At 69.8% G+C, this 6,522-nt stretch carries 7 protein-coding genes; 5 read left to right on the top strand and 2 right to left on the bottom strand.

The window, feature by feature from the left end; translation table 11 throughout:
* Positions 1–1,146 (top strand): MFS transporter (locus JMF90_RS18490; protein WP_201325299.1); only part of this gene is annotated, 1,146 nt, incomplete at its 5' end.
* 59 nt (positions 1,147–1,205) lie between these two features.
* On the opposite strand, the gene JMF90_RS18495 is transcribed toward JMF90_RS18490, so the two are convergent.
* Positions 1,206–2,204, bottom strand: coding sequence for a quinone oxidoreductase (locus tag JMF90_RS18495; protein WP_011547460.1), 999 nt, complete (start codon positions 2,202–2,204; stop codon positions 1,206–1,208).
* Between the two features lie 140 nt (positions 2,205–2,344).
* On the opposite strand from JMF90_RS18495, the gene JMF90_RS18500 reads away from it, so the two are divergent.
* The 4 genes from JMF90_RS18500 to JMF90_RS18515 all read left to right on the top strand — a co-directional run bounded on the left by JMF90_RS18500 (position 2,345) and on the right by JMF90_RS18515 (position 5,820).
* Positions 2,345–3,217 (top strand): LysR family transcriptional regulator, encoded by an 873-nt coding sequence (locus tag JMF90_RS18500; protein WP_043887355.1) that lies wholly within the window; start codon positions 2,345–2,347, stop codon positions 3,215–3,217.
* An 80-nt stretch (positions 3,218–3,297) separates the two neighbouring features.
* Positions 3,298–3,858, top strand: coding sequence for a GNAT family N-acetyltransferase (locus JMF90_RS18505; RefSeq protein WP_011547458.1), 561 nt, complete (start codon positions 3,298–3,300; stop codon positions 3,856–3,858).
* Between the two features lie 9 nt (positions 3,859–3,867).
* Complete coding sequence (locus JMF90_RS18510; protein ID WP_006478759.1) at positions 3,868–4,716, top strand: MerR family transcriptional regulator; 849 nt, start codon at positions 3,868–3,870, stop codon at positions 4,714–4,716.
* 123 nt (positions 4,717–4,839) lie between these two features.
* A complete protein-coding gene (locus JMF90_RS18515; RefSeq protein ID WP_011547457.1) occupies positions 4,840–5,820 on the top strand; it encodes a sulfonate ABC transporter substrate-binding protein in 981 nt (326 codons plus the stop codon).
* Between the two features lie 79 nt (positions 5,821–5,899).
* Here the strand turns inward: JMF90_RS18515 and speB are convergent.
* Positions 5,900–6,522 (bottom strand): agmatinase (gene speB / locus JMF90_RS18520; RefSeq protein ID WP_201325300.1); only part of this gene is annotated, 623 nt, incomplete at its 5' end.

Below are 6,522 nucleotides of genomic sequence, written 5' to 3' on the forward strand. Positions count from 1 at the left end.
GGCGGCGGCCTGATGGTCGTCACGATGGCCGCGATCGGCGATCTGGTGCCGCCCGATCGCCGGGCGCGCTACCAGGGGATGTTCGGCGGCGTCTATGGCCTCGCGACGATCGTCGGGCCGCTGCTCGGCGGCTTCCTGGTCGAACACCTGTCGTGGCGCTGGATCTTCACGATCAACCTGCCGCTCGGCGTGCTCGCGCTCGCGGTGATCGGCATGGCGTTCCGGCCGCACACCGCGCACGTGAAGCACCGGATCGACTACATGGGCGCCGCGTTCCTCGCGACCGCCCTCACCTGCGTGATCCTGTTCACGAGCGAAGGCGGCTCGCTGCTGCCGTGGACGTCGCCGCAGCTTTGGATGACGCTCGCGCTCGGCCTCGTCGCGATCGGCGGCTTCATTTACGAAGAACGCCTCGCGGCCGAACCGATCATGCCGCTCGAGCTGTTCCGCCACCGCACCTTCGTGCTGGTCAGCCTGATCGGTTTCGTGGTCGGCATCGCGCTGTTCGGCTCGGTCACGTTCATCCCGCTCTACCTGCAGGTCGTGAAGGGCTCGACGCCGTCGCAGGCCGGCATGCAGCTGCTGCCGATGATGGGCGGGATGCTCGTCACGTCGATCGTCAGCGGGCGGCTGATCTCGCGGCTGGGCTCATACCGAATGTTCCCGATCGCGGGGACGCTGACCGGCGGCGTCGCGATGGCGCTGCTGTCGACGCTGACGCTCGACACGCCGCTGCACACGATGTACGCGTACATGGCGCTGCTCGGGATCGGCCTCGGCATGGTGATGCCCGTGCTGACGCTCGCCGTGCAGAACACGGTCGAATTCCGGCACATGGGGGTGGCGACGTCGGGCGCGACGCTGTTCCGCTCGATCGGCGGCTCGCTCGGCGTCGCCGCGTTCGGCGCGCTGTTCTCGCACGGGCTGCAATCGCGGATGACGCATGCGCTGCCGGCCGGCACGGAATTGCCGCCCGCGCTCGGCCCGGCCGCCGTGCATCAGTCGCCGGATGCCGTGCGCGACGCGTACCTGCATGCGTTCGCCGGGTCGCTGCACGTCGTGTATCTGTCGGCCGCGACGGTCATCGCGATCGCGTTCGTGCTCGCGTGGTTCGTCGAGGATGCGCCACTGCGCAAGCACCACTGACCAGCGGGCGGCTTGCGACGCGACCGTCGAGCCGCGTCGCGAACCGCCCGCGCCCGCCGTCACGCCAGCAGCACGACACCGCCCGTCGTCGCGCGCGACTCCAGCAACCGGTGCGCGTCGGCCGCCTGTTCGAGCGGCAGCCGCGCGCCGATCTCGACATGCATGCCGCCCGCCAGCCGGTCGAGCGTCGCACGCGCGGCGTCCCGATAGGCGTCGACGTCGCGCGCGATGAAACCGAGCACGCTCGGCCGCGCAAGCGCGATCGAACGGGCCGGGCCCAACTCGTCGAGATCGAACGTCTGCCGCGCGCCGATCGCCGCCACCTGCCCGATGCTCGCGACCATCCCGAACGGACGAACCGCCCCGAGCGTACGGGTCAGCACGTCGCCGCCGATTCCGTCGATCGCGTAATCGACGCCCGCCCCGCCGCCGAACGCCCGCGCGGCTGCAACGAAATCCTCCTCGCGATAATCGACCACCGCTTCGGCGCCGTGCACGCGCACGAGCGCGGCTTTCGCGGCCGATCCGACCGTGCCGATCACCCGCGCGCCGAGCGCATGCGCCCACTGCGTCGCGAGCAGCCCGACGCCGCCGGCCGCCGCGTGCACGAGTACCGTATCGCCGGCGCCAACCTGCCGCACGCGATGCAGCAGCATGTAGACGGTGATCCCCTTCAGCAGCCCGGCGGCGGCGGCTTCGTCGCTCAGCCCGTCGGGAATCGGCAGCACGCGCTCGGCCGGCATCGTGCGCAGGCTCGCGTAGCTGCCGGTCGGCAGGCCGGCATACGCGACACGCTGACCGGGGACGAGCTCCGTCACGCCCGGCCCGACCGCGTCGATCACGCCGGCCGCCTCGACGCCGAGCGCGTCTGGCAGCGCGGGCAACGCGTGCGCGCCCGTCCTGAAATAGATGTCGACGAAATTCACGCCGATCGCGGTCTGGCGAATCCGCACTTCGCCGGCCCCGGGTAACCCGACGGGCGCATCGACGCGGCGCAGCACGCCGGCGTCGCCGTAACGGTCGATGCCGATCCGGATGGCGTTGGCAGTTTGGGTCATGACGTTCCTCGCTATCGAATGAAGTGAATGAAGTGACACGATGATCCCATCGTGCATAATCGAACGGAATTCACGCTGAGCGCCCATCTACTGTGCAAAATTCGACCGATCACGATTCTGCCGGCGCACCCGCGCTGCCGATGAGCTGGGACGACATCCGCTACTTTCTGGCGGTGATGCGCGGCGGCAGCCTGTCGGCCGCCGCGCGAGCGCTGCAGGTCCAGCATTCGACGGTCGCGCGGCGCATCGACGCGCTGGAATCGGCGCTGGGAATCCGGCTGTTCGACCGGCTGCCGCGCGGCTGGCCGCCGACCGACGAAGGGCTGCACCTGGCTGAGCACGCCGCACGCCTCGAAGCCGACGCGCATGCGTTCGCGCGCGCCGCGCAAGGCGCGGCCGCGCTCGACGGCGTGGTGCGCGTATCGGCGTCGCCGGTGTTCGCCAGCCATTTCCTCGCGCCGCGCCTGGCCCGTGCACAGCGCGCGTGGCCGGCGCTGCGGATCGACCTGATGGGCGAGATGCATGCGGCCAACCTGTATGCGCGCGAAGCCGACCTCGCGGTGCGGCTGTCGCGGCCGAGCGAACCGGGGCTCGCCGCGCGCCGGCTCGGCACGATGCGCTTCGCGCTGTGCGCGGCACCGGAATGGGCGGACGCGCCGCCCGACACCTGGCCGTTCGTCGGCTACGACGACGCGCTCGCGCAAACGCCGCAGCAGCAATGGCTCGAACGCGTCGCGGCCGGGCGCCGTTTTGCGTTCATCGCCAACGACCTCGCCGCGCAGCATCGCGCGTGCGCAGCCGGGGCCGGCGTCGCGCTGCTGCCGCGGTTTCTCGTCGACGATCCGGCCGCGCACGCCGGCGCACCGCTCGTCGAGCTGACGGCCGCGCCGCGTTGCGACATCGAGCGCGAAATCTGGCTCGTCGTTCATCCGGACGTGCGCCGGTCGCCGCGTGTGCAGCGCGTCGCCGACGCGATCGCCGATGCGGTTCATGCGGCGGACGGCCGGCTGTAAGCCGCCGAAACCACAAACGGCTTTGCCACGCGCGTCGGCGGCCGGCATAGTAGCGTTTTGACTTCGCCCGCGCTGCCCTCATGTCTACTGCTCCCACCTGCGTCGTGCGCGACGCGACCGACGCCGACCTCGACGCGATCCACGCGATCTATGCACACCACGTTCACCACAGCGTCGCGTCGTTCGAGGAAACGCCGCCCGACGTCGCCGAACTGCGCGCACGCCGCGACGCGGTGCTCAGCCACGGGCTGCCGTATCTCGTCGCCGAATGCGACGGTCGCGTAGCCGGCTACGCGTACGCGACGCCCTACCGCACGCGCAGCGCGTACCGCTTCGCGATCGAGGATTCGATCTACATCGACGACGCGCAGCGCGGCCGCGGAATCGGCCGCGCGCTGCTCGACGCGCTGATCGCGCGCTGCGAAGGCGGCCCGTGGCGGCAGATGATCGCGGTGATCGCCGACGGCGGCACCGGCGGCTCGACGTCGCTGCATCGCGCGTTCGGCTTCGAACCGGCCGGCCTGCTGAAAGCGGTCGGCTTCAAGCACGGCCGCTGGATCGACACGGCGCTGCTGCAGCGCCCGCTCGGCGACGGCGCGAACACGCGCCCCGCCTCGCCCGAGCCTGCCGCCGCGCGCTAGAATGGCCGCATGTCAAAACAGACTCATTCCACGCCCGACGAGGCCACGCCGGATTCCCGCAACGAGTACACGGTCGACGAACTCGCGCGCGTGTCCGACACCACCGTGCGCAACGTCCGCGCGTACCAGGACCGCGGGCTGCTGGCGCCGCCGGAGAAACGCGGGCGCGTCGGCATCTACGACGACACGCACGTCGCGCGCCTGAAGCTGATCAATCATCTGCTCGCGCGCGGCTACACGCTGTCGAACATCCAGGACCTGATCAAGGCGATCGACGAAGGCCACGACCTGCGCTCGATCCTCGGCCTCGAGAACGCGATCGGCGGCCGCTGGTCGCACGAGCTGCCGAAAACCTATTCGCTCGCGCAACTCGCGCAGATGTTCGGCCCGCAAGCGACCACGCAACTGTCGCGCGTGACCGAGCTCGGGCTGCTCGAACGGCGCGGCCTGTCGTTCGTCGCGAAAAGCCCCGCGCTGCTCGAGGCGGCGGCCGCGATGACGAAGGAAGGGATTCCGCCGCGCGAGCTGCTCGACGTGATCAGCCTCGCGCGGCCGCATTTCGACGCGATCGCGCGGCTGCTCGTCGATCTCGTCGTGAAGCGGCTCGACCGCTACGACGCCGGCACGCTGCCGCCGGCCACCGACGTGCCCGAACTGGTCGACGCGATCTGGCGGCTGCGTCCGCTCGCTGCCGTGTTCGTCGAAGGCGAGACGAACCGCGCGCTCGAAACCGCGGCCGGCGCGTATCTCGGCGGCCGGGTCGCGACGATCCTCGACAAGAAGCTCAGCGACGAAGCGGCGCGGCAGTCCGGCGCGCCGGATACGTCCGATCCGGCAGGCCACGACGACAAAGCATAGGGCCGACGCCGTCATATCCATATCGGCAATGCTTCGTTTGCGGGCACGATCGCCCATGCGACGATTCTTCCAACCGAGCGGCACCGGCCGCTCTCCGAAGATGCCTCGCATGGAGTTCATTCGATGATTCGTTTCACCCGCTGGATCACCCGCGCCGCCGCCGTCTCGCTGGTCGCCTTGTCCGCCGCGTCGGCGTTCGCGCAAGGCGGCGCCGACAAGATCGTGCGCATCGGTTATCAAAAGGCCGGCCTGTTGTCGATCGTCAAGGCGCAGGGCGCGCTCGAGGCGCGGCTCAAGCCGCTCGGCTATGGCGTCCAATGGTTCGAATTCCCGGCCGGCCCGCAACTGCTCGAAGCACTGAACGCAAACAGCATCGACTTCGGCTATACGGGCGCGCCGCCGCCCGTGTTCGCGCAGGCGGCCGGCGTGCAGTTCGTCTATGTCGGCGCGGAACCGCCGGCGCCGCACAACGAGGCAGTGTTCGTAAAGGCCGATTCGCCGATCCGGACGGTGGCCGGCCTGCGCGGCAAGAAGGTCGCGCTGCAGAAAGGCTCGAGCGCGAACTACCTGCTGCTCGAGGCGCTGAAGAAGGCCGGCGTGCGCTATGACGAAATCCAGCCGGTCTATCTCCCGCCGGCCGACGCGCGCGCCGCGTTCGAAAGCGGCAACGTCGACGCGTGGGCGGTTTGGGACCCGTACTACGCGGCCGCGCAGAGCGCGCTGAAGGTGCGCACGCTGTCCGACTACACGGGGCTCGCGGCGACCAACAATTTCTACGAGGCGACGCGGAGTTTCGCGCAACAGCATCCCGACGTGGTCGGCGCGATCCTGAAACAGGCGCGCGAAACGGGCCAGTGGGTCAACGGGCATCCGGCCGACACGGCCGCGCTGCTGGCGCCGAAGGTCGGGTTGCCGCAGGCGCTCGTCGAGACGTGGATCAAGCGCGTGCCGTTCGGTGCGGTGCCGCTCGACGAGCGCATCGTCGCCGCGCAGCAAGGTGTGGCCGATGCGTTCTACGCGGCGAAGCTGATTCCGCAGAAGCTGAGCGTGGCCGACAACGCCTGGGTCGACAAGAACGTCGCGAGTGCGCTGGCGGCGAAGTAATACGCGCGGCACCCTCCCTCAGCAGGCCGGCCGGGCGCGATGCCCCGCCGGCCGCTTTCGTGTCCCGCGTGGCACACGCTCAACGCAACGCGTTCGCCACCTTCTTCTGCCGCCATACACACAGCAGATCGCAAGCGACATGCGCGGCCGCGATCGCCGTGATGTCCGCATGATCGTACGCGGGCGCCACCTCCACCACATCCGCTCCGACCAGATTCACCGCCCCGAGCGAGCGCACGATCGCCAGCGCCTGCGCCGACGACAAGCCGCCCGCCACCGGCGTCCCGGTTCCCGGCGCGAACGCCGGATCGAGGCAATCGATGTCGAAGGTCAGATACGCAGGCCGCGCGCCGACGATCTCGACGATCCGCTCGACCGCCGCCCGCGCACCATGGTCATGCACCCACGCGGCATCGAGCCGCTCGATCCCGAGAAAGTCGTCGTTCCACGTGCGGATGCCGACCTGCACCGACGTCGCGGGATCGATCAGCCCTTCCTTCACGGCCTTGTAGAACATCGTCCCGTGATTGAGGCTGTCCGGATCGTCGTCGGCCCACGTATCGCAATGCGCGTCGAAGTGAATCAGCGACAGCGGCTTGCCATAGCGCTCCGCGTGCGCGACCAGCAGCGGATACGTGATGTAGTGATCGCCGCCGAGCGTCAGCATCTTCGCGCCCGAGCGCAGGATCGTGCGCGCATGCT

This window comes from Burkholderia sp. E168m23 (genome assembly GCF_016586125.1).
In the GTDB taxonomy this organism is placed as follows: Bacteria; Pseudomonadota; Gammaproteobacteria; order Burkholderiales; family Burkholderiaceae; genus Burkholderia; species Burkholderia orbicola.

Coding starts and splice junctions, on each gene's coding strand:
- JMF90_RS18500 (WP_043887355.1), top strand. CDS start 2,345: ATGAGCTGGGACGACATCCGCTACTTTCTGGCGGTGATGCGCGGCGGC.
- JMF90_RS18495 (WP_011547460.1), bottom strand. CDS start 2,204: ATGACCCAAACTGCCAACGCCATCCGGATCGGCATCGACCGTTACGGC.
- JMF90_RS18505 (WP_011547458.1), top strand. CDS start 3,298: ATGTCTACTGCTCCCACCTGCGTCGTGCGCGACGCGACCGACGCCGAC.
- JMF90_RS18515 (WP_011547457.1), top strand. CDS start 4,840: ATGATTCGTTTCACCCGCTGGATCACCCGCGCCGCCGCCGTCTCGCTG.
- JMF90_RS18510 (WP_006478759.1), top strand. CDS start 3,868: ATGTCAAAACAGACTCATTCCACGCCCGACGAGGCCACGCCGGATTCC.